General features: G+C 36.4%; 21 protein-coding genes and 1 tRNA gene. 13 read left to right on the top strand and 9 right to left on the bottom strand.

Translation table 11 applies throughout. The features are described 5' to 3' along the window. Positions 1–197 precede the first annotated feature (197 nt). On the bottom strand, positions 198–488 hold the full coding sequence (locus tag Q0252_RS04995; RefSeq protein ID WP_297984417.1) for an HU family DNA-binding protein: 291 nt from the start codon (positions 486–488) through the stop codon (positions 198–200). Positions 489–535: 47 nt separating this feature from the next. On the opposite strand from Q0252_RS04995, the gene mutY reads away from it, so the two are divergent. The 6 genes from mutY (at position 536) to Q0252_RS04965 (ending at position 7,840) form a co-directional block, all read left to right on the top strand. Further along, positions 536–1,573, top strand: coding sequence for an A/G-specific adenine glycosylase (gene mutY / locus Q0252_RS04990; protein ID WP_297984415.1), 1,038 nt, complete (start codon positions 536–538; stop codon positions 1,571–1,573). Between the two features lie 316 nt (positions 1,574–1,889). Continuing rightward, positions 1,890–2,444: a gliding motility lipoprotein GldD gene (gldD, locus tag Q0252_RS04985; RefSeq protein WP_297984413.1), complete on the top strand. Its 555-nt coding sequence runs from the start codon at positions 1,890–1,892 to the stop codon at positions 2,442–2,444. 37 nt (positions 2,445–2,481) lie between these two features. Further along, positions 2,482–3,402, top strand: coding sequence for a PfkB family carbohydrate kinase (locus tag Q0252_RS04980; RefSeq protein ID WP_297984411.1), 921 nt, complete (start codon positions 2,482–2,484; stop codon positions 3,400–3,402). Between the two features lie 53 nt (positions 3,403–3,455). Further along, entirely contained in the window at positions 3,456–5,282 is a 1,827-nt protein-coding gene (locus tag Q0252_RS04975; protein ID WP_297984409.1) for a peptidylprolyl isomerase, read from the top strand. A gap of 98 nt (positions 5,283–5,380) precedes the next feature. Beyond that, entirely contained in the window at positions 5,381–6,709 is a 1,329-nt protein-coding gene (locus Q0252_RS04970; RefSeq protein WP_297984455.1) for a peptidylprolyl isomerase, read from the top strand. 144 nt (positions 6,710–6,853) lie between these two features. Then, positions 6,854–7,840: a nitronate monooxygenase gene (locus tag Q0252_RS04965; protein WP_297984407.1), complete on the top strand. Its 987-nt coding sequence runs from the start codon at positions 6,854–6,856 to the stop codon at positions 7,838–7,840. A gap of 41 nt (positions 7,841–7,881) precedes the next feature. Here the strand turns inward: Q0252_RS04965 and Q0252_RS04960 are convergent, their stop codons facing one another. After that, on the bottom strand, positions 7,882–8,169 hold the full coding sequence (locus Q0252_RS04960) for a rhodanese-like domain-containing protein (RefSeq protein WP_297984405.1): 288 nt from the start codon (positions 8,167–8,169) through the stop codon (positions 7,882–7,884). Positions 8,170–8,264: 95 nt separating this feature from the next. On the opposite strand from Q0252_RS04960, the gene queG reads away from it, so the two are divergent. Continuing rightward, entirely contained in the window at positions 8,265–9,191 is a 927-nt protein-coding gene (gene queG, locus Q0252_RS04955) for a tRNA epoxyqueuosine(34) reductase QueG (protein WP_297984403.1), read from the top strand. Between the two features lie 423 nt (positions 9,192–9,614). Continuing rightward, positions 9,615–10,298, top strand: coding sequence for a TIGR02117 family protein (locus Q0252_RS04950; protein WP_297984401.1), 684 nt, complete (start codon positions 9,615–9,617; stop codon positions 10,296–10,298). Here the strand turns inward: Q0252_RS04950 and Q0252_RS04945 are convergent. The 4 genes from Q0252_RS04945 to Q0252_RS04930 all read right to left on the bottom strand — a co-directional run bounded on the left by Q0252_RS04945 (position 10,295) and on the right by Q0252_RS04930 (position 12,759). Then, positions 10,295–10,798, bottom strand: coding sequence for a YceI family protein (locus Q0252_RS04945; RefSeq protein WP_297984399.1), 504 nt, complete (start codon positions 10,796–10,798; stop codon positions 10,295–10,297). The genes Q0252_RS04950 and Q0252_RS04945 overlap by 4 nt on opposite strands. A gap of 63 nt (positions 10,799–10,861) precedes the next feature. Further along, positions 10,862–11,470 carry a hypothetical protein gene (locus Q0252_RS04940; RefSeq protein WP_297984398.1) on the bottom strand — a complete coding sequence of 203 codons (609 nt, stop codon included), beginning with the start codon at positions 11,468–11,470 and terminating at the stop codon, positions 10,862–10,864. Between the two features lie 374 nt (positions 11,471–11,844). Next, positions 11,845–11,925 (bottom strand) — tRNA-Leu (locus Q0252_RS04935). A 69-nt stretch (positions 11,926–11,994) separates the two neighbouring features. After that, positions 11,995–12,759: an MBL fold metallo-hydrolase gene (locus Q0252_RS04930; protein WP_297984396.1), complete on the bottom strand. Its 765-nt coding sequence runs from the start codon at positions 12,757–12,759 to the stop codon at positions 11,995–11,997. Positions 12,760–12,806: 47 nt separating this feature from the next. Here Q0252_RS04930 and Q0252_RS04925 point away from each other — a divergent pair, with 47 nt between their 5' ends. Both Q0252_RS04925 and Q0252_RS04920 read left to right on the top strand, forming a co-directional pair. Next, positions 12,807–14,240: a TonB-dependent receptor gene (locus tag Q0252_RS04925; RefSeq protein ID WP_297984394.1), complete on the top strand. Its 1,434-nt coding sequence runs from the start codon at positions 12,807–12,809 to the stop codon at positions 14,238–14,240. Further along, positions 14,237–14,686: a GAF domain-containing protein gene (locus Q0252_RS04920; RefSeq protein WP_297984392.1), complete on the top strand. Its 450-nt coding sequence runs from the start codon at positions 14,237–14,239 to the stop codon at positions 14,684–14,686. The genes Q0252_RS04925 and Q0252_RS04920 overlap by 4 nt, the downstream gene beginning before the upstream one ends. 97 nt (positions 14,687–14,783) lie before the next feature. Here Q0252_RS04920 and mgtE read toward each other — a convergent pair whose 3' ends face one another. Together mgtE and Q0252_RS04910 are read right to left on the bottom strand one after the other, a co-directional pair. Beyond that, on the bottom strand, positions 14,784–16,106 hold the full coding sequence (gene mgtE, locus Q0252_RS04915; RefSeq protein WP_297984390.1) for a magnesium transporter: 1,323 nt from the start codon (positions 16,104–16,106) through the stop codon (positions 14,784–14,786). Positions 16,107–16,180: 74 nt separating this feature from the next. Continuing rightward, positions 16,181–16,759 (bottom strand): pyruvate decarboxylase, encoded by a 579-nt coding sequence (locus Q0252_RS04910; RefSeq protein WP_297984388.1) that lies wholly within the window; start codon positions 16,757–16,759, stop codon positions 16,181–16,183. Positions 16,760–16,934: 175 nt separating this feature from the next. Between Q0252_RS04910 and rpsO the strand changes: the two genes are divergently transcribed. Beyond that, complete coding sequence (rpsO, locus tag Q0252_RS04905; RefSeq protein WP_297984386.1) at positions 16,935–17,204, top strand: 30S ribosomal protein S15; 270 nt, start codon at positions 16,935–16,937, stop codon at positions 17,202–17,204. Positions 17,205–17,252: 48 nt separating this feature from the next. On the opposite strand, the gene Q0252_RS04900 is transcribed toward rpsO, so the two are convergent. Further along, positions 17,253–17,498: a GlsB/YeaQ/YmgE family stress response membrane protein gene (locus Q0252_RS04900; protein ID WP_297984384.1), complete on the bottom strand. Its 246-nt coding sequence runs from the start codon at positions 17,496–17,498 to the stop codon at positions 17,253–17,255. 244 nt (positions 17,499–17,742) lie between these two features. Here Q0252_RS04900 and Q0252_RS04895 point away from each other — a divergent pair, with 244 nt between their 5' ends. Together Q0252_RS04895 and Q0252_RS04890 are read left to right on the top strand one after the other, a co-directional pair. Next, positions 17,743–19,935: a polyribonucleotide nucleotidyltransferase gene (locus tag Q0252_RS04895; RefSeq protein ID WP_297984383.1), complete on the top strand. Its 2,193-nt coding sequence runs from the start codon at positions 17,743–17,745 to the stop codon at positions 19,933–19,935. Positions 19,936–20,038: 103 nt separating this feature from the next. After that, on the top strand, positions 20,039–20,173 hold the full coding sequence (locus Q0252_RS04890) for a hypothetical protein (protein WP_297984381.1): 135 nt from the start codon (positions 20,039–20,041) through the stop codon (positions 20,171–20,173). Positions 20,174–20,226 lie beyond the last annotated feature (53 nt).

Below are 20,226 nucleotides of genomic sequence, written 5' to 3'. Positions count from 1 at the left end.
TAGTCGGTGAAATTTGTAAAAACTAAAAACACCAACTATATTATATATGTTTAAAATCCCGAAGAGATTATTTTTTCTTATGTCTGTTCGCTCTTCTTCTTTTCTTTCTCTTGTGAGTTGCTACCTTGTGTCTTTTTCTTTTCTTTCCGCTTGGCATAATTTAAAAATTTTTATTTAACTAATTTATCTTCAATAGGTTATTTTACTGCTACTTTGGTCTTTACTTTCTCAACAAATGTTTTTGAAGGTTTGAAAGCCGGAATATTGTGAGCAGGAATTTCGATTGCTGTATTTTTGGAGATATTTCTTCCCGTTTTTGCTGCTCTGGTTTTGATAATGAATGAACCGAAACCTCTTAAATATACATTGTCTCCGTTGTACATAGAAGTTCTGATTTCCTGCATGAACGCTTCTACAACTTTCTGAGTTTCATTCTTTTCCGTACCCAATTTGTTTGAGATTGTGTTTACCAATTCTGCCTTTGTCATTTCCTGTATTTATTTATATTTTTGGTGTGCAAATATAAAAACAATTTTTGAAACCTAAAAAACAAAACGCTGATTTTCTTCATGTTGGTGAAAAATTATTGGCGTGGTATAAAATTCATGGCCGCGATTTGCCATTTCGAAAAACCAAAAATCCTTACAAAATTTGGATTTGCGAAATCGTTTTTCAGCAAACCAGGATAGAACAGGGATTGAATCATTACAACCGTTTTATCGAACGTTTTCCCGATGTTGAAACTTTGGCGAACGCTGAAACAGACGAGGTTTTGCTTTATTGGAAAGGACTTGGTTATTATTCCCGAGCGTTGAATGTTCACAAAGCCGCGAAACAAATTATTAAAGAATTCGATGGAAAATTTCCCGAAAAATATGAAGATATTCTTTCTCTGAAAGGAGTAGGAAAATATACTGCTGCAGCAGTTTCCAGCATTTGTTTTGGGATGAAAATTCCTGCAGTTGACGGAAATTTTCACCGCGTTCTTTCAAGAGTTTTTGCTGATGATTTTGATATTTCAAATACTTCTGCTTTCAATTATTTTTCTGAAATCGCTTTAAGAATGATGCCCGAAAATGAAGCCGGACATTTCAATGAAGCCATGATGGATTTAGGTTCTGAAATCTGTAAACCCAAAAATCCGAAATGTGAAGATTGCCCTTTACATAAAGATTGTCTTGCTTTTCAAATCGGAAAAATTCAGCAGTTCCCATTCAAATCAAAAAAAATAAAACCAACAGAACTTCAGCTGAAATATTATTTTGTTGAATGTGGAAATCAGTTTTTAATTAAGCAACGCGACGAAAGCGATATTTGGAAAAAACTGTACGAGTTTCCAACTTCAATACCGGAAAATTGGGAAGGGTTGATACAAAATCAAACTTCTGTTTCACATAAACTCACTCACAGGAATCTTTCAATAGATATTTTTAAAGTGAATATTGAAAAGAAAAGCGATTTCATCAAATTTGCCGAAAAAGAAGGTTTCTTAATGGTAAATATAGAAGAATCTCATCAAAAATCTTTCCCAAAACCGCTTGAAAAATATTTGAATATACTTGAAAATTCTTAATTGAAAAGATCGCAAGGAAATTTTGCAAACCTTCAAATTGAAAAGTTCGCAAAGGCGCTTCACTTAGCAGTAATCATAATTAAATACACTTCGACTTCGCTCAGTGTGACACTTTTTAATGATATTGTTTATAAGAATTGTCAGTCTTAGCGAAGTCGAAAACTTTCAAAAATAAAACTTTGCTAAGCGAAGCGCCTTTGCGTCTTTAAACTAAAAAATTTTCGAAAATTTTTGTGCTCACTGCGTTTAAAATTTCATTAAAAATCATGACGAATCTTCTGTTTAAAATCTGAAATCTAATTTGTATTTTTGCGCAATGTTTAAAAAACTCATTTTCATTTTATTAGCGGTAATTTTGGTTTCCTGTGGCGAAGATTATAAGCCAAAACCTTCCGGAGAACTCCGTTTGGAATATCCGCAGCCGAAATATCTGAAATTTTCTTCACCTTGTTCTTTTAGTTTCGAATACTCTGATTTTTCGAAAGTTACCGACGCTAAAAACCCTTGTTGGTACTACATCAACTATCCGGAAATGAAAGCCAAAGTTTTTATCACCTATTTTCCCATTAAAAATGATTTTGCGCTTCACGTAAAGGAATCCGAGAAAATGGTGTACGAACATACCATTAAAGCTTCGTCAATCGACACAAAATCTTTCAGCTATCCTGAAAGAAAAGTGTATGGAAATTTTTATGAGCTCAAAGGTCAAACCGCTTCTAATATTCAGTTTTTTGTGACGGACAGTACCAAACATTATGTTACGGCGAACCTTTATTTCAACACAAGACCAAAACCGGATTCTTTAGCTCCGGCGGTAGATTACATTAAAAAAGATATGCTCCACATGATTGATACTTTCGAGTGGAAATAATTGATAATTAAATATTTAGAATAAAACAAAAAATAATATGAAACTTTTAGTAGTAGGTTCTGTAGCATTTGATGCGATTGAAACACCATTCGGAAAAACGGATAAAATTTTGGGAGGTGCAGCAACTTATATTGGTTTGGCATCATCAATTTTGGGAGTAAAATCCGGAATTGTTTCTGTTGTAGGAGGAGATTTCCCACAGTCTGATTTGGATATGCTGCAAAACAGAGGCGTTGATATCAATGGAATTGAAATTGTTCCCGACGGAAAAACGTTCTTTTGGAGCGGAAGATATCATAATGATTTGAACTCAAGAGATACTCTGGCAACAGAAGTGAACGTTTTGGCGGATTTTGACCCAAAAATTCCTGCAACGATGCAAGATGCAGAAGTTTTGATGTTAGGAAACCTTCATCCTGGAGTTCAGCTCTCTGTTTTGGAAAAAATGCAGAACAAACCGAAATTGGTTATTTTAGATACCATGAATTTCTGGATGGATACTGCTTTGGAAACTTTGATGGAGATGATTAAGAAAACCGACGTCATTACTATTAACGACGAAGAAGCAAGACAGCTTTCCGGAGAATATTCTTTGGTAAAAGCAGCGAAAAAAATCCACACAATGGGACCGGAATACGTGATTATCAAAAAAGGTGAACACGGTGCTTTATTGTTCCATGATGGAAGAATTTTTGCAATTCCTGCGCTTCCTTTAGAAGAAGTTTTCGATCCAACCGGAGCCGGAGATACTTTCGCAGGAGGTTTTGCAGCGTATTTGGCGAAGAAAGGCGATTTCGATTTCGAAACGATGAAATCTGCGCTTATTGTGGGTTCTGCATTGGCTTCTTTCACGGTAGAAAAATTCGGAACCGAGCGTTTGGAAGAAATTTCCGAAGGCGAAATGATTGGAAGAATCCGTCAGTTTAAGGAACTTACCACTTTCGACGTTACCGTTTAATTTTAACTTTTACATCTAAAACTTATCTTCAGTAAACAGTTTTTTTAATGTTTATGAAAAAAAATATTGCAATTGCAGCACTTTTTCTATCGGGAATTGTTTCTGCACAATACATGATTGTAGGGAAAGACAGTATTTCGCTACAGGATTTTAAGAAAGACAATCTTTACGGACTTCAAAATGTTGGAGTTGAAAAAACAATGAAAAGCGTACAGGATTTTCTTTTGTTGCAGCAGTTTGCAGCGGAAAAAAAAGCTGATACTTTAAGCTATTTCAAAAACAGATTAGCAGCAAGAGAAGGAGAACTTCGTGAAGCTAATTTCTATCCTAAAGCAATGTTCGACGGACTTTTGCAGGATTATGTAAAACAAAATCAAACGGAAAGAAACGCTTTGTTTTTTGTTGTACAGAAAGAGGCAGATGACAAAACTGATTATCAGAAAGTGTATAATGATGTAGTTTCCGGTAAACTTTCGATGGAAGCTGCTGTAAAAACTTATGTGAAACAGGATGCTCCTGCAATGTACATTAAACCCGGTCTTATCGAGCCTTCAATGTACACCGACTTAGTAAATGCAAAACCGGGAAGCTATACGAAGTTGTACAACAATTCCGGAAGCGTAAGTTTTGCAAAATTAATCAATACAAGACCAAGTTTGGGTTATGTGGTGTTCGGAACTGTTTCTTATGCGAATGATGAAAAAGCTGCAAAACAGAAGGAAGACATCTATGCTGCTTTGAAATCGGGCAAAAAATTCTTGGAAGTAACGAAGCAATTCGGTTCCAATGAAAACGAAATCAACAATGGTGGTGCAGTTCTAGGTTCGCCAACTTTGCCGGATGAAGTATATAATGCACTGAAAGGAAAACCTGTTGGTTATTATTCTGAACCGATTTTAATCAACAACCGTTATTATATTTTCAATATCTATGATATTGTTCCGTATCAGTTAAACGAAAAATCGAAAGGACTTTTCAAAAGAGAAATGCTGAATTCTAATTACAGCGATGTTTTGCTGCAAAGACTTACAGATCAGCTAAAAGCTTCACCTCAATATAAAGAGGGGAAAGATTTAAAAACAATCAGAACTTCTTACGCGGCTTTCAATGGTTTTAAAAATGATAATGCAGTTCTGTATCAGTACAATAATCATCAGATGAAATTTGGTGATCTGAAGAAGAGTTTGACAGAAAAAGTTAAGGATTTGGATAAAATTCCAGCAGATCAATGGCCGGAATTAATTGATTACACGACAGGTCAGTTTGTTATAGCATCTTATTCTGAAGATTTTGCGGATCAACCCGAAATTAAAAAAGAACTGGATCTTTATAAAAGAAGTATCTACTCTGATTATATTTTTTCTGAATATTTGAAGAAAGAAGTAGATGCGCATCCACAATGGCTTACAGATTATTACACTAAGAACAAAAGCAAATATATGTGGGAGCAAAGAGCACAGGGTAGAGTTGCCATTCTTGCAGATGAAAAGCTTAAATCTGAGATTGAAAAAGAAATCAAGGATGCTAAAAACTGGGAAGCACTAAAGAAGAAATATTATGGAAAACTGAATGATAAAAACCAGATTCTCGTTCATTTTGAGGACGGAAAAATGGAAAAAAATGCTGATGTTTTCGTGAAAAATAATGTTCCTTTCAAAAAAGGTGTTCACACTACAAAACTGGGAGACAGAACTTTGGTAATTGCAATTGATGATATTTTACCGGAACAACAAATGACGCAGAAAGAATCAGAAGAGCTTTTAAATGATGCAGTTATAGAGCAAAAATTACAGGAAACCATTGCAACCCAAAGAGCAAAAACCAAAATTGTGGTAGAACCTGCTTTTCTTAATGATTTGGAGAAAAATTTTAAGAAATAATTATAAAAAAAAATACAGCAAAATTCAATTAGAATTCTAATTTTGCAACTTATTAAATTTTTAAGATGGTAAAAAATATAAAACTACTTTCTGTTTTGATGTTGATGTTCACAGTTTTTTCAGTGAAAATGCAGGCGCAGCTTCAGAAAGGAGATTTGGTGGATGGTATTGCAGCGGTTATTGGTAACGAAATTGTTTTGGAGTCTGATGTTATTGATCAAATGAATTACTCTAAGCAACAGGGAATGAATGTTTCCGACAAATGCGAATTTTTGGAAAGCGTTGTAAACAACAAACTGTTGATTTATGAAGCAAAAAGAGATACATTAATTGAAAACAGAAGTGCAGCCATTAAAGAAATGGCGGATAACAAGTATAACCAAATTCTAGGGCAGTTTCCGGATGAAAAAACAATGCTGAATGCTTACAAATTCCGTACGTCTTACGAGATGAAAAATGCCATCGAAAAAATTGATACCGATAATTATTACGGTGGACAGAAATATGCGAGAATTACTGAAAAAGCAGACGTTACACCAAACGAAGTAACGGATTTCTTCAACCAGTACAAAACACAGCTTCCTGAAGTGAAAGACGAAGTTTCTCTTTCGCAAATTATGATGTATCCTAAACTGACAGAAGCACATAAAGACGAACTGAAAGCCAAGCTTAAAAAAATAAAGCAGGACATACTCAACGGAGAAAGTTTTGAATCTCAGGCAAGAATTTATTCTGAAGACCCAGGTTCTGCAGCAAATGGAGGACTTTACACCAATATTTCCAGAGGTAAAATGGTGAAGCAATTTGAAGCTGCTGCTTTAAACCTTCAGGAAGGTGAAATTTCTGAACCGGTTGAGACTGATTTTGGGTATCACATCATTCAGCTAGTGAAGAAAAGCGGAAAGCAATATGATGCGAGACATATTCTTCTAAAAGCTGAGCCCACTCCAGAGGAAATAGCTTCAGCTAAAAAAGAACTCGACAGTATTAAAACCTTGATTGCCGATGGAAAAATGACTTTCAAAGAAGCTGCTTTCAAATTTTCGGATGATAAAACTACTAAGTTTAATGCAGGAATTATTGCAAGCGAAGAAGGTGACAAAATTGAAAAAATGAGTCTTAATCCAACAATGGCTTACCAAATTGCAGGTTTGAACAAAGGTGACATGACTGATGTTTATGACGATGCTGTTAACGACAGAAAAACAGTAGTATTGGTTAAAGTTAATGATGTAATTCCGGCTCACCAATTGGATATTACTACGGATTATGAGAGAATAAGAAATCTTGCACTCAACAAGAAAAAAGGCGAGATAGTAGAAAAATGGGTGAACGAAAAACTACCCAATACATTTATCTCCATCGATAACCGATATAAAGACTGTCAGTTTAAAACCAACTGGAACAAAACAGCAATTACACAGTAAAATACAATCTCCGAAATTTTTTCGGAGATTTTTTTTGTTTGAATTTTTATTGAACGATTTTTTTTTCGGCGGCGGCTTTGCCGCCGCCGAAAAAAAGGCCTTTAAAACTTGCGCTTTTATTCAGCATTTCCGTAAATTTACTCCATGAGCAACTTTATTCATTTCGGAATCGCGGAAAAAATGTACAGCGAACAGCAGAACAGAATTACCAAACTTTTCGACATCAAATATCCCATCATTCAGGGTGGAATGATTTGGCATTCAGGGTGGAAATTGGCTTCTGCGGTGTCCAATTGCGGCGGTTTGGGTCTTATTGGAGCCGGCAGTATGTATCCTGATATTTTGCGCGAAAATATTCAGAAATGTAAAGCAGCTACAGATAAACCTTTTGGTGTGAATGTTCCGATGCTTTATCCGAATATTGAAGAAATTATCCAAATTATTTTGGAGGAAGGAGTGAAGATTGTTTTCACTTCAGCCGGAAATCCGAAAACCTATACTGAAACTTTAAAGAAAGAAGGGTTAACGGTTGCTCACGTTGTTTCTTCCACCAAATTTGCGATGAAATGCGAAGAAGCTGGAGTTGATGCCATTGTTGCAGAAGGATTTGAAGCGGGAGGTCATAACGGCCGTGATGAAACCACAACTTTTTGCCTGATTCCAAATGTTATAAAACACATTTCTACACCATTAATTGCAGCGGGTGGAATTGGAACCGGAGCACAAATTAAAGCAGCCATGATTCTCGGTGCAGATGGTGTTCAGATTGGGTCGAGATTCGCTGCGACTGCGGAAGCAAGTTCGCACGACAATTGGAAGCAAAAGATTACGCAGCTCAACGAAGGCGATACGCAACTCACTTTAAAAGAATTAGCTCCTGTTCGTTTGGTTAAAAATAAATTCTTTTATGATATTGAAGGACTATACGAAACAGGTCGCGATGCAGAAACGCTCAAAGCAACTGTAGGAAGAGCGCGGGCGAAACGCGGAATGTTCGAAGGCGATTTGGAAGATGGCGAACTCGAAATTGGGCAGGTTTCCGCTTTAATTGATGAAATTTTGCCGGTGGAAGAAGTTTTCGAAAAATTGCTGAAGGAATACAAAGAAGCAAATTATCACGACTTTCTCTAAATAAAAAAATCCTTTCAATCGAAAGGATTTTTTATTTTTACCTAAAGGCTTTCCAAAGTTTCCTTCATATCGGCATAACCACCTCCGTTGTAAACATCGGTCATTCCCTGAGATTTAAAATAATCTACCGCTTTTCCGCTTCTGTTTCCGCTTCTGCAGAAGAAAATTTTGGTTCCGGAAAGATTAACAACTTCCTGTTTTCTGTCTTCCAGTTCTCCTAAAGGAATATTTTGTGCACCTTCGATATGGCCGTCCATTTCAAGTTCCATTGCTTCGCGAACATCAATTAAATGATAGTTTCCTTCTTGTAATACTTCTGTTAATGACATAATTTTTTAATTTAAATTTTTAAGGTAATAAAAATGAAATCTGCTTCAGCTTTCTAAACAAATATATAAAAAATGTTAGTTTTGCACCGTAATCTATGTTACATAACGCCGAAAAATATAGCAATTTGATTAAAACCAAAGCACAAAAGTTTGGTTTTATGAACTGTGGAATTTCCAAAGCTGAATTTTTGGAAGAAGACGCAAAACCTCTTGAGAATTTTCTGAAAAATAATTACCACGGCGAAATGTCCTACATGGAAAATTATTTCGATAAAAGGCTGAATCCAACGCTTTTGGTAGAAGGTTCAAAATCCGTGATTTCGCTTTCTTATAACTATTTTCCAAAGGAAAAAATATCTGAACTTGAAAATTTCAAAATTTCAAAATATGCTTATGGAGAAGACTATCATGAAATTATCAAGGAAATTTTGCGCGAAATGGTCTTGGAACTTCAGGAGGAAATCGGCGATTTTCATTGCCGAATTTTTGTAGATTCTGCGCCGGTTTTAGAAAGAAGTTGGGCCAGAAAATCCGGAATTGGTTGGGTTGGAAAAAACGCTAATCTCATCACAAAACAAAATGGATCTTTCTATTTTTTGGCTGAAATTATTTGTGATTTAGATTTGGCTTATGATTCTCCCGTAACCGACCATTGCGGTACTTGCAGAGCCTGTATTGATGCGTGTCCAACAGACGCCATTGTTTCTGAAAAAATTATTGATGGCAGCAAATGTATTTCTTACGCGACGATTGAGCTCAAAAACGTAATTCCTTCCAATTTTCAAAACAAAATGGAAGACTGGATGTTCGGCTGCGATATTTGCCAGGACGTTTGTCCATGGAATCGGTTTTCTTTACCACACAATCAGCCGAAATTTGAGCCGAATGAATTCCTGAAAAACTTCAGAAAAGGAGAGTGGAAAGAATTGACACAGGAAATTTTCTCGGAAATTTTCAGAAAATCTCCGGTGAAAAGGACCAAGTTTGCAGGTTTGAAACGAAATATTGAATTTCTTTCCTAATAAAATTCAAATCAAAAAATATCTTTGAGATTGAGGGAGAAATATCCTTTTCGGAAATTTTAACCTTCCGAATTATTGGGAGAAAATTCCTTTACCTTAAAATTTTGGCTTTTAAGGCTGAAGAGAAAGCGGAACAGAAGCCTGCATAAAAAGAAAAAGATTTTCAGGAAGAAAAATCTTCACAGAAAATCAGCGTCTTTTTTGAACTCTTTTTGGGGCAACTTTTACACGAATTTTGAATCTCTTTTGTGATTTGGTACTTTTGTGCATATATCGTTAAATATTTCGTTAATAAATTTAATAAAATTTTTCAGTTATCCAAATATTTTGAAAATAATTTAATATTAATTTTATCAATTCAATTGATGAACCTTTTTGGTTCATTTTTTTAAATTCGGGAAAATTATATAAAGGGAATAAAATATGAGTGTAAAAAAAGTGCTTCTCGGGGTGTTAAAAGGTTTGGGAATTCTTCTTGGAGTTATCGCTTTTTATCTGCTATGTGGATTTTTAATTCCTTACATCGAAGTTCCTAAAGAACCAGTAAATCAACCCGAAAATATTGAAGCTTATATTTTTACCAATGGTGTTCACACGGATTTGGTGATGCCTGTAAAAACTGCAGAATTCGATTGGAGTAAGGAGATTCCTTTCGAAAATACGCTTTCAAAAAGAAATGATTTTAAATATTTGGCTGTTGGTTGGGGTGATAAAGGTTTTTATCTGGATACGCCAACTTGGGCAGATTTGAAATTTTCTACTGCTTTCAATGCGGCATTTTGGTTGAGCGAATCTGCGATGCACACTACTTTTTACAACGAAATGAAAGTCGGGGAAGATTGTAGAAAAATTACCTTAACTCGAGAACAGTATTTGGATTTGGTAAAATTTATCCGTGAAAAATTCGACAGAGATTCTGCCGGAAATGTGATGCTGATTAAAACAGACGCAGTTTATGGAAAAAATGATGCGTTTTATGATGCAAAAGGACGCTACAGTTTTATAGATACATGCAATACTTGGGCAAATGAAGGTTTGAAAGCTGCAGGACAAAAAGCGGCGTTATGGACACCAACAGACCGAGGAATTTTTCAGCATTATGATTAATTCACTTTCAGTTTGAATTTGAGATTCAAATTGTCGTCAACACGAATCATCCCACCCATTTTTTTCGGAGGTGCAATTCCGAAATCACTAAATTTAATGGTTCTTGAACCAATAAGCTGATTGTTGGAAGCTAAAGTAAATTCGAAATAATATTTTTTCGCCCTGTTCATTAAGGTTACGTTCGCCCAACATGCGTATTTTCCTGTATTGGTTTTGTTGAATGAAGTAAAGTCGATATTGATTGTAGGATATTGGTCGGATTTTAAAGTAGCCTTAAAATCTTTGGTCATGATTTTATTTGCACAGTCAAAACCGTCCACTTCTACTTTAAAATCGGGAAGTGAGAAGTTGGCACCGCTAATTCTAATTGCAGGATGTGGAAGATTGCTGTTACTACATTTAAAACTGTTAACATTAGTCTTGCCCAATATTTCAATCGTGTTTTGTCCAAACAGAAAACCTGTAAACGAAAGTGCAATAAAAAGTACAAATTTTTTCATCTGTTTTAAAAAAAAGGAATCAGGTAAACCGATCCCTTTTCCTAATTAAAATTTAAATATGATTTAGAAACCTATCGTTGCTTCTACCATGAATCCATTGAATTTACCACCATTTAGTGGACTTGTTACACCCCAAATATCGTTTTGATTGTATTTTTGATTCACGTATTCCACTTTTGCAAGTACGTTTTTAGTCATAAACCAACCGCCACCAAGGTTGTATCTGTCTATTTTTCTTTCTGCGGCTGTATCATTGTCGTTACCAGAAATGGTATTGTATCTTCCTCCTAAATAGAATTGTTCTTTATTACCGAATCTGTAAAGAAGTTCACCGGCAAGTTGAGTGTAGTCTCCTCTTGTTGCTGTAAGAGATTTTTTTCCGCTCACACGTTCGTAAATTCCGAAGAACTCAAGACCGTTATATTTTACAAATGGGTTTACCTGGAACGCTTTCTTTTTTCTGAAGCCAGGATTAAATCTACCTGTTGCTTGGTTAGAAGTACCCATCGCATCTGCTAAAGTTAGAAGAACATAGTAATATCTTGAACCTCCTCTGTCTGCGCTGTAAAGATAAGAACCTGTATTCCAACCATTGGTTTGGATAAATGAACCTGTTAATCTTACTCTTAAATCACTGGTAACCTGTTTGTCCCAACCTAGTTTTGCATACACTGAAGGTGAGTTCTAGTTGGTTCCTTTTACTGCGCTTTGGTTTAGTTTACCGTTAGACATACCAACCATTGCGGTTACATTATTATAGTATCCATAAACTTCACCAAATGCTACCAAAGGTAGAAGGATTGTATTGTTAAATCAATATAGTTATAGCTGTGTTTTTATGATATATATCTACCCGTTGTGCAGTTTATAAACAAAATTTATTTCAATCGAAATATCAACAACTTAAAAGTCAGTATTATTTAAAATGCACAACGGGTTTTATCTATTGTCTGCGTAAAAAAATATTTTAAATTTAGGAAGGTGGTTTGCAGGATTAAAGAAAACTGCAAAAAAAAAATCTTCTGAAATTTTCAGAAGATTTTTAGTACCCAGAGCCGGGATCGAACCGGCACTCCAAAGGAACTGGTGTTTGAGACCAGCGCGTCTACCAATTCCGCCATCTGGGCTTCAAATTGGTGTGCAAATATAATATAAATTTTACTTTACGAAAATTTTTTTTTGAAAAAAATCAAATTTTAAAACTCAATTTCGAGTCCGTCATAAGCAATGTGCACGTTTTCAGGAAGTTCTTTTTCAGTTTCTTCATGAATTCCCATGTGATGAGAGATGTGGGTGAGGTAAACCTTCTTTGGTTTTAGTTCATCAAACAACGCCAAAACATCAGGAAGGATAAAATGAGCAGGATGTGGTTCTTCCTTTCGGATGCAGTTTAAAATTAAATAATCTAAGTCTTTCAACTTCTCTTTTTCTTGTTCTGAAATGTAGCTTGCATCAGTGATATAGGCCAGTTTTTTAAATTTAAAGCCATAAATCGCGATTTTATAGTGCATCACTTCAACCGGAATCACTTCTGCATCAAAAATTTCAAAATTTCCATTAATGTTAAATAATTCAAAACTCGGGGCTCCCGGATATTTTACATCTGCAAAAGCATAAGGAAACCGAAGTTTTATTTCTTCACCAACACGTTCGTGGCAAAAAATATCCATGTCTTTTCTGCTCTTGAAAATGAGTGGACGCATATCATCTAGTCCGATAACATGGTCATTATGTTCGTGGGTCAGTAAAACGGCATCAATATTCAATTCCTTGTTTTGGAGCATCTGCATCCGAAAATCCGGACCGCAGTCTATGAGTATTTTTTTTCCTAAATCCGTGGTTACCAAAGCGGAAGAACGAAAACGGTTATCTTTTGGATTGGAAGAAGTGCAGACTTCGCATCTACAGCCAATTACAGGCACGCCTTGCGAAGTTCCGGTTCCTAAAAATTTCAACTTCATTTTTTTGAGGTTGGTATTAATTTTGGTAAATTTACAAAAATTTCAAAATGTCTGATATAAAGCAGTTTTTAACGCCTAAACAGAAAGCTTTATCTATTAATTTAGACCCCAATATTTACGGAACTTTTGCAGAAATTGGTGCGGGTCAGGAAACGGTTCGTCATTTTTTTAGAGCCGGCGGAGCTTCTCAAACCATTGCGAAAGCAATGTCTGCTTACGATAAGGACTATAGCAACGCAATTTACGGAAAAGAAGAGAAAAACAGGTTTGTTACTCAAAACCGTCTTCGCAAAATGTTGAAATATGAGGTAAGCCTCATCGAAGAACGTTTGGATAATGCCGAATGTCCAGACAGAAGGTTTTTTTCCTACGCGAATACCGTAACTACGATTAATTACCACAAAACTTTTAAAGGTCATGGTTGGGTTGGAATTATGTTTCAGCACAAACCCGATGCAGAATACAGTGAAGTAATTATCCATATCCGTTTTCGGGAGAACGATTCAACTTTACAGCAGGAAACCCTCGGAAATTTAGGGGTAAATTTAATTTACGGAGCTTTTAATCATTATGATAATCCGAGGCAATTAATAAAAACCCTTTACGACGATATCGCCATCGATAAATTGGAAATTGATATGATTGATTTTCAGGGACCGGCTTTCCAATATGTTGACAACCGTTTGATGAGTTTGCAGTTGGTAAAATGGGGTATGACGGATGCTGTAATCTTCAATTATGAAGGTAAAAACATGCTTCCTGCAGATATTCTGTACAAAAAAGATGTATTTGCTGTTCGTGGGAGTTTCCGCCCTGTAACTTTGGTGAACACGGATATGTTTCAGAACGGTTTGGAAATGTTCCTGAAAGATGCACGTTCTACGCGGGAAAATACCGTTATTTTATTTGAAATTACCATTGCCAACCTGAAAGCAACCGGAGAAATTGACGAAAGAGATTTCCTTGACCGTGTTGATATTCTGGCAAAATTGGGTTATACTGTTATTATTTCCAACTTCTCGGAATATTACCGTTTGGTGGATTATTTCACGTCTTACAGCATTCGTTATTTGGGTGTTGCAATGGGTGTAAATAATTTGTTGATGGTATTTGATGAGCAGTATTACGACAATCTACCGGGCGGAATTTTGGAAGCTTTCGGAAAATTCTTCAAAAAAGATATGCGCGTATACCTTTATCCTTATCGCGACCCCGAAACACACCAGCTTTTGACTTCAGAAAACCTTAAGGTTCATGATAACCTTAAAGAATTATACAAATATTTTACTTCCAACCGAAGAATTGTCGATATCAAAACGCATAATCCTGATTACTCGGAGATTTATTCGCGAGAAATTTTGTCGAAAATTGCCAATAATGAATCGGGTTGGGAAGAGCAGCTTCCGGATGGAGTTGCCGAAATGATTAAAGAAAGAGGAATGTTTGGCTACAAGGAATCCATTGAAATTGAAGAACTATGACTGACTTAAAAAAACGACTTTCCACCATCATCGAAAGTCCAGAAAACGATACCAAAGTAAAACTGCAGAAAATCTGCCACCTTTTGGACCAGGAAATACCTTATTTCAACTGGACAGGTTTTTATTTCCGCAACGGTGATAAAGAAGAACTTATTTTAGGACCTTATGTTGGTGCAGAAACCGACCACACTGTAATCCCTTTCGGAAAAGGAATTTGCGGACAGGTTGCTGTTTCCAACGAAACTTTTGTGGTTCCCGATGTTCATGAGCAGGATAACTATTTAAGTTGTTCTATCGATACCAAAGCAGAAATCGTAGTTCCAATTATCAAAGACGGAAAAAATATTGGTCAAATCGATATTGATTCTCATCACTTAAATCCTTTTACAGAAGAAGACCGCGAGTTGCTGGAATGGCTTTGTAAGGAGATTGCGGAGATTTTGTAATGAATAACTTTTTTTATGGTTTAAAAAACAATAGGAACGGGCTTTAGTCCGTTTTTTTTTGAAAATTTTTTGGCTTTAGTCAAAATTTAAAAATTGCCTATAATAATTTCCCCGTCAAAAACATGCCTGCAATGGTAAAATAAATAATCAAACCGGTGACGTCCACTAAAGTAGCTACAAACGGAGCCGAAGATGTTGCAGGGTCGAGATTGAATTTTTTCAGGATAAACGGCACCATCGAACCGGAAAGTGTTCCCCAAAGTACAATCATCGCCAAAGAAATTCCTGCAGAGATCCCGATGAAAAACCAATACTGCCCATAATCGAACCATCCGAATTTTTGCCAAATCATAATTCGAAGGAATCCGATAACGCCAAGAAAAGTTCCCAAAGCAACTCCGGTTAAAACTTCTTTTCTCATAACACGCCACCAATCTTTCAAAGTGATTTCCTGAAGCGCCATGGCGCGAATAATTAACGTTGCAGCTTGAGAGCCCGCATTTCCACCACTCGAAATAATTAATGGAATAAAAAGGGCGAGAACAACGGCTTTTTCTATTTCATTTTCATAAAAACCCATTACAGAAGCGGTAATCAACTGAAGAAAAAACAGAACAATAAGCCAAAGTCCACGTTTTTTAATCATTTCCCACCAATGTGTTTGGATATAGGGTTCGTCCAACGCTTCAACACCCCCGAATTTCTGGATGTCTTCGGTGTTTTGAGATTCAATTTGGTCCAAAATGTCGTCGATCGTTACAATTCCCACTAAAACGCCACCGTCTGTCACGATGGGAAGAGCGGTTCTGTCGTACTTCTCAAAATACGCAACAGCGTCTTCTTTCGAAGTTTTTGTAGGAATCGCCACAAAATGATTGTCGGTAATTTCAGAAACCAAAGTATCTTCTTCGGCAAGCAAAAGTGAACCAATCGTGATGTCATCAATGAGTCGGTTTCTTTCGTCCACCACATAAAGATGGTTCATTGTTTCCACCTTTTTTCCGACTTTTTTAATTTGCTGAAGACATCTTTTTACCGTCCATTCTTTACGGATTTGGATGTAATAAGGCGTCATCATCCTCGCAATGGAATCTTCGTGATAACCTAGTAGTTTCAGCGCAATTCTGCGTTCCTGCGGATTAAGAAGGTTGATGGAATATTTGATGAGTTCGTCCGGAAAATCTTCAAAAAGTGTAGTTCTGTCATCGGGAGTCATTCCGTTCAAAATCTCGGCAACTTCGTCGCTTCCGATGCTTCGGATGGTTTCTTCCTGAAAATCTGGATCGAGATGGGCGAAAACTTCAGCTTTATATTCTTTAGGAACTTTCAGGAAGGCCAAAAGTCTTTCGTCCGCGTGAAGTTCACTCAGTCTTTCGGCAATATCTTCCGGGTTAAAAATAAGTTCCTTGGTAGCTTCCATAATTGATTTTTGGACGCTGCAAAAATAACTGAAATATTACGAAAATAAAAACCGGAAAGGTTTTGTTGTAAAAATTAGGAAGTTTTACGGTATGCTCTCAAAAACTCTTTCAAGCCTTTATCCATCAAATCCATCGCGTTTTTTGTACCGATTTTCACAGAGTTTTCGGTGTTCCCAACAAGGCGTCCTTTTCCACGATAGGTGTCGTATGAAGTTTCCATAATGTAATTGCCTTCCGCATCGTACATTTTAAGACTTACCAAAACCTGATTGGAGAAAACATATTTCCCGAAGCCCACTTTAAAATATTTTACCTTCGGAACAATAACCAATTGAGAATCGTTATTAATGCAGAACTCCTTCAAAGTTTGAGCATCAATACTGTCGTACTTCATCATGTTGTTGATTCTCAGAAACTTTCTGTCATAATGTGAACTCATGTGGTCACTAACTGCACTGAAAAAAGCGAAATAGGTAGGGTCTTTTATTTCTTCAACATCAGGGTCAATTTCAGGATCAAGGTAAATCACACGGTTGATTTCCGGTAAAGAAATTTGATTTCCTACAAGATTAATTTTGTTTCCTGAAGCGCAGCTTGTTAAAATAAGTGCCGCAGAAAGAGAGATAAGGCCGAGAAGTAAAGCTTTTTTCATTTGTGTTGTAGTATGCAAAAATAACACCATTTATGGGATTTACAAAAGATATTTTAAGATTTTTTTAACAATTGTTTCTAGATGAGGGATTAACAAAATCAATAAAGTTTTTGTGGTTCGGTAAAAAGTCGTACTTTTGCACCTCGTTACATAATAATCATTAAATAATATTTGCATGTACTTAACATCAGAAAAGAAGTCAGAAATTTTCGCAAAACACGGAAAATCTGCAACAGACACAGGAAGTGCTGAAGGACAAATTGCTCTTTTCACTTTCAGAATCAACCACCTTTCAGGTCACTTGAAAAGCAACCACAAAGATTTCGCAACAGAAAAATCTTTGGTGAAATTGGTAGGTAAAAGAAAAAGATTACTAGATTACCTAAAAAGCAAAGATATCGAAAGATACAGAGCGATTATCGCTGAGCTTGGTCTTAGAAAATAATCTTCCCAAAAAGAAAGCAACTCAAACGAGTTGCTTTTTTTATATCAGTTAGGAGTTTTTAACCCGCGTTAACAAATTAATAATGGCGAGTAATACAATGGAACCCACTGCTCCTGTCAAAATCTGACCGATAATTTCGGTACCGAAAGTGCTTCCCAAAAGCCAGTATCCGATAAAACCACCGATGATTCCGACAATAATATTACCAATTAATCCAAGGCTTCCGCCTTTAAAAATCTGTGCGCCAAGCCAACCTGCAACGGCTCCAATAATTAGTGTCCATAAAATGCCCATAATGTTAAATTTTTAATGTTATGGCTATTTGGAAGCCAGTTTTATGCCTTTAAAACGGATTTGTGCAAATCTTGTAAATCAATTCTAAAATTGCGAAAATCTGATTAAATCTGACGTATTCAAACCGTTTAAAACAAAATCAAACTCCTTCAAACCCAACAAATTTCACTATATTTGCAAGCGAAAATTTAAAAAGTTTAAATAATAACGCAGTCAATACGGACTGCACAAGACAGAAAATTTTATGAGTGCTCCAGAAGCAATTATTGAAAAATTTCAATTAAAAGATGGGCGTGAAGTGTCCATCGAAACAGGACGTTTGGCAAAACAGGCCAACGGTTCTGTAGTAGTAAGATGTGGCGGAACAATGCTTCTTGCAACCGTTGTAGCAAACAAAGACGCAAATCCGGGAGTGGATTTCCTTCCATTAACGGTAGATTACAGAGAAAAATTCTACGCAGGAGGTAAAATTCCTGGTAACTTTTTCAGAAGAGAAACAAAACCTTCTGATGATGAAGTTTTAACGATGAGATTGGTGGACAGAGTTCTTCGTCCACTATTTCCGGATGATTTCCATGCGGAAGTTCAGGTGATGATTTCCCTGATTTCTTACGACGACACAACAATGCCAGAAGCTTTGGCCGGTTTGGCTGCTTCTGCTGCAATCGCCATTACCGATATTCCTTTCAACGGACCTATGTCTGAAGTTAGAGTGGTAAGAATCGATGGTGAGTTTTCTGTTAATCCAAGTATGGAAAATCTGAAAAAAGCAGATTTGGATATTATGGTTGGAGCGACTAAAGATTCTATCGTGATGGTGGAAGGTGAAATGAAGGAAATTTCTGAGCAGGAAATGCTGGAAGCGATTAAATATGCTCATGAAGAAATCAAGGTACAGATTGAAGCGCAGGAAAGATTGGCTGCAAGAGTTCCTTCATCTCAAGTTAAAAGAACTTACGAGCACGAAAAGCACAACGAAGAAATTCGTGAAAAAGTTTGGAAAGAAACTTATGATAAAGTGTATGCAGTAGCGAAGACGCCTTCTGCAAAAGAAGAAAGACACGAAAATTTCGCGGCAGTTTTGGAAGAATTCCTTTCCCAATATTCTGAAGAAGAAAGAGCAGAAGTAGAATCTTTCGCAAAAGTGTATTACCACGATGTTGAAAAAGAAGCGATGCGCCAGATGATTCTGAATGAAGGCATCCGTCTAGATGGTAGAAATTCTACTACGATTCGTCCAATCTGGTCAGAAATTGATTATCTTCCAGGAGCACACGGTTCGGCAATTTTCACAAGAGGTGAAACGCAGTCTTTAACGGCAGTAACTTTAGGTTCTGTGAAAGATGCTAACATGGTAGATTCAGTTGCCATCAATTATGACGAAAAATTCTTTTTACATTATAATTTCCCACCATTCTCAACTGGTGAAGCAAGACCTTTAAGAGGAACTTCAAGAAGAGAAGTTGGTCACGGAAACTTGGCTCAAAGAGCATTGGCTGGAATGATTCCGAAGGAAAATCCTTACACGATCCGTGTAGTTTCTGATATTTTGGAATCGAACGGTTCGTCTTCCATGGCGACAGTTTGTGCCGGAACTTTGGCTTTGATGGATGCCGGTGTTCAGATTACAAAACCGGTTTCAGGAATTGCAATGGGATTGATTACAGATCCAAAATCAGGAAAATTTACCGTTCTTTCTGATATTTTGGGAGATGAAGACCACCTTGGAGATATGGACTTTAAAGTAACGGGTTCTGCAGACGGAATTACCGCTTGTCAGATGGACATCAAAATCCAGGGATTAACAATGGATATTATGGAAACCGCTCTTCTTCAAGCAAGAGAAGGACGTCTTCATATTTTGGGAGAAATCTTGAAAACAATTGACAAACCAAGAGCTGATGTTAAACCACATGCTCCGAAAATGGAAGTTTTGGAAATTCCAAAAGAATTTATCGGTGCAGTGATCGGACCTGGTGGAAAAATCATTCAGCAAATGCAGAAGGATTTCGATACAGTAATTGCTATTGAAGAAATTGGTGAAATCGGAAGAATCGAAATTTCCGGTGTGAGTCGCGAAAATATTAATGCTACTATTGCAAAAATCAACGAAATTACTTTTGTACCTACGGTTGGCGAAACTTACAACGGAAAAGTAGTGAAGGTGATGGATTTTGGAGCTTTTGTAGCGATTGCAAAAGGAACTGAAGGTCTTCTTCATATTTCTGAAATCGACTGGAAGCGTACTGAAAAAGTTCCTTACGCAGAAGGCGATATGGTTGAAGTGAAATTCTTAGGTTATGATGACCGTAAGAAAATGAGACTTTCCCGAAAAGCGCTTCTTCCACGTCCACCAAAACCGGAACACAAACCGAGAGAGGAAAGACAAAATCCTGAAAACGGAGAAAACCAACAACCTGAACAACCACAGGCTTAAAAATAGAAACCATCGAATTTTCGGTGGTTTTTTCTTTTATATAATTTCAATCTACAATCTTTTTGGCTTACAAATTGCAATTAAAAATTCAAAATAATAAATTATGAATCCAACACTTTTAAGAAGAATTTTGATGTGGGTTGCACCAATTGCTATTGGTTATTTCATGAAAAAATATGAAGCAAGACACGCCAAAAAAGAACAGGAAAAAGCAATGGCGAAAAATACAGCGTCATAAGAATAAAGCCTCAGTTTACTGAGGTTTTTTTTATTGCTAAATCCGTACTTTTG

The organism is uncultured Chryseobacterium sp. (assembly GCF_936933875.1).
Lineage (GTDB): Bacteria > Bacteroidota > Bacteroidia > Flavobacteriales > Weeksellaceae > CAKZIK01.
This window is presented reverse-complemented; position numbering and strand designations above follow the sequence as displayed.

Coding starts and splice junctions, on each gene's coding strand:
- Q0252_RS04960 (WP_297984405.1), bottom strand. CDS start 8,169: ATGTCATTAACAGAAGTATTACAAGAAGGAAACTATCATTTAATTGAT.
- Q0252_RS04890 (WP_297984381.1), top strand. CDS start 20,039: ATGAATCCAACACTTTTAAGAAGAATTTTGATGTGGGTTGCACCAATT.
- queG (WP_297984403.1), top strand. CDS start 8,265: ATGTTACATAACGCCGAAAAATATAGCAATTTGATTAAAACCAAAGCA.
- Q0252_RS04995 (WP_297984417.1), bottom strand. CDS start 488: ATGACAAAGGCAGAATTGGTAAACACAATCTCAAACAAATTGGGTACG.
- Q0252_RS04920 (WP_297984392.1), top strand. CDS start 14,237: ATGACTGACTTAAAAAAACGACTTTCCACCATCATCGAAAGTCCAGAA.
- Q0252_RS04895 (WP_297984383.1), top strand. CDS start 17,743: ATGAGTGCTCCAGAAGCAATTATTGAAAAATTTCAATTAAAAGATGGG.
- mgtE (WP_297984390.1), bottom strand. CDS start 16,106: ATGGAAGCTACCAAGGAACTTATTTTTAACCCGGAAGATATTGCCGAA.
- Q0252_RS04910 (WP_297984388.1), bottom strand. CDS start 16,759: ATGAAAAAAGCTTTACTTCTCGGCCTTATCTCTCTTTCTGCGGCACTT.
- Q0252_RS04950 (WP_297984401.1), top strand. CDS start 9,615: ATGAGTGTAAAAAAAGTGCTTCTCGGGGTGTTAAAAGGTTTGGGAATT.
- Q0252_RS04925 (WP_297984394.1), top strand. CDS start 12,807: ATGTCTGATATAAAGCAGTTTTTAACGCCTAAACAGAAAGCTTTATCT.
- Q0252_RS04965 (WP_297984407.1), top strand. CDS start 6,854: ATGAGCAACTTTATTCATTTCGGAATCGCGGAAAAAATGTACAGCGAA.
- gldD (WP_297984413.1), top strand. CDS start 1,890: ATGTTTAAAAAACTCATTTTCATTTTATTAGCGGTAATTTTGGTTTCC.
- rpsO (WP_297984386.1), top strand. CDS start 16,935: ATGTACTTAACATCAGAAAAGAAGTCAGAAATTTTCGCAAAACACGGA.
- Q0252_RS04980 (WP_297984411.1), top strand. CDS start 2,482: ATGAAACTTTTAGTAGTAGGTTCTGTAGCATTTGATGCGATTGAAACA.
- Q0252_RS04975 (WP_297984409.1), top strand. CDS start 3,456: ATGAAAAAAAATATTGCAATTGCAGCACTTTTTCTATCGGGAATTGTT.
- Q0252_RS04930 (WP_297984396.1), bottom strand. CDS start 12,759: ATGAAGTTGAAATTTTTAGGAACCGGAACTTCGCAAGGCGTGCCTGTA.
- Q0252_RS04900 (WP_297984384.1), bottom strand. CDS start 17,498: ATGGGCATTTTATGGACACTAATTATTGGAGCCGTTGCAGGTTGGCTT.
- Q0252_RS04945 (WP_297984399.1), bottom strand. CDS start 10,798: ATGAAAAAATTTGTACTTTTTATTGCACTTTCGTTTACAGGTTTTCTG.
- Q0252_RS04970 (WP_297984455.1), top strand. CDS start 5,381: ATGTTGATGTTCACAGTTTTTTCAGTGAAAATGCAGGCGCAGCTTCAG.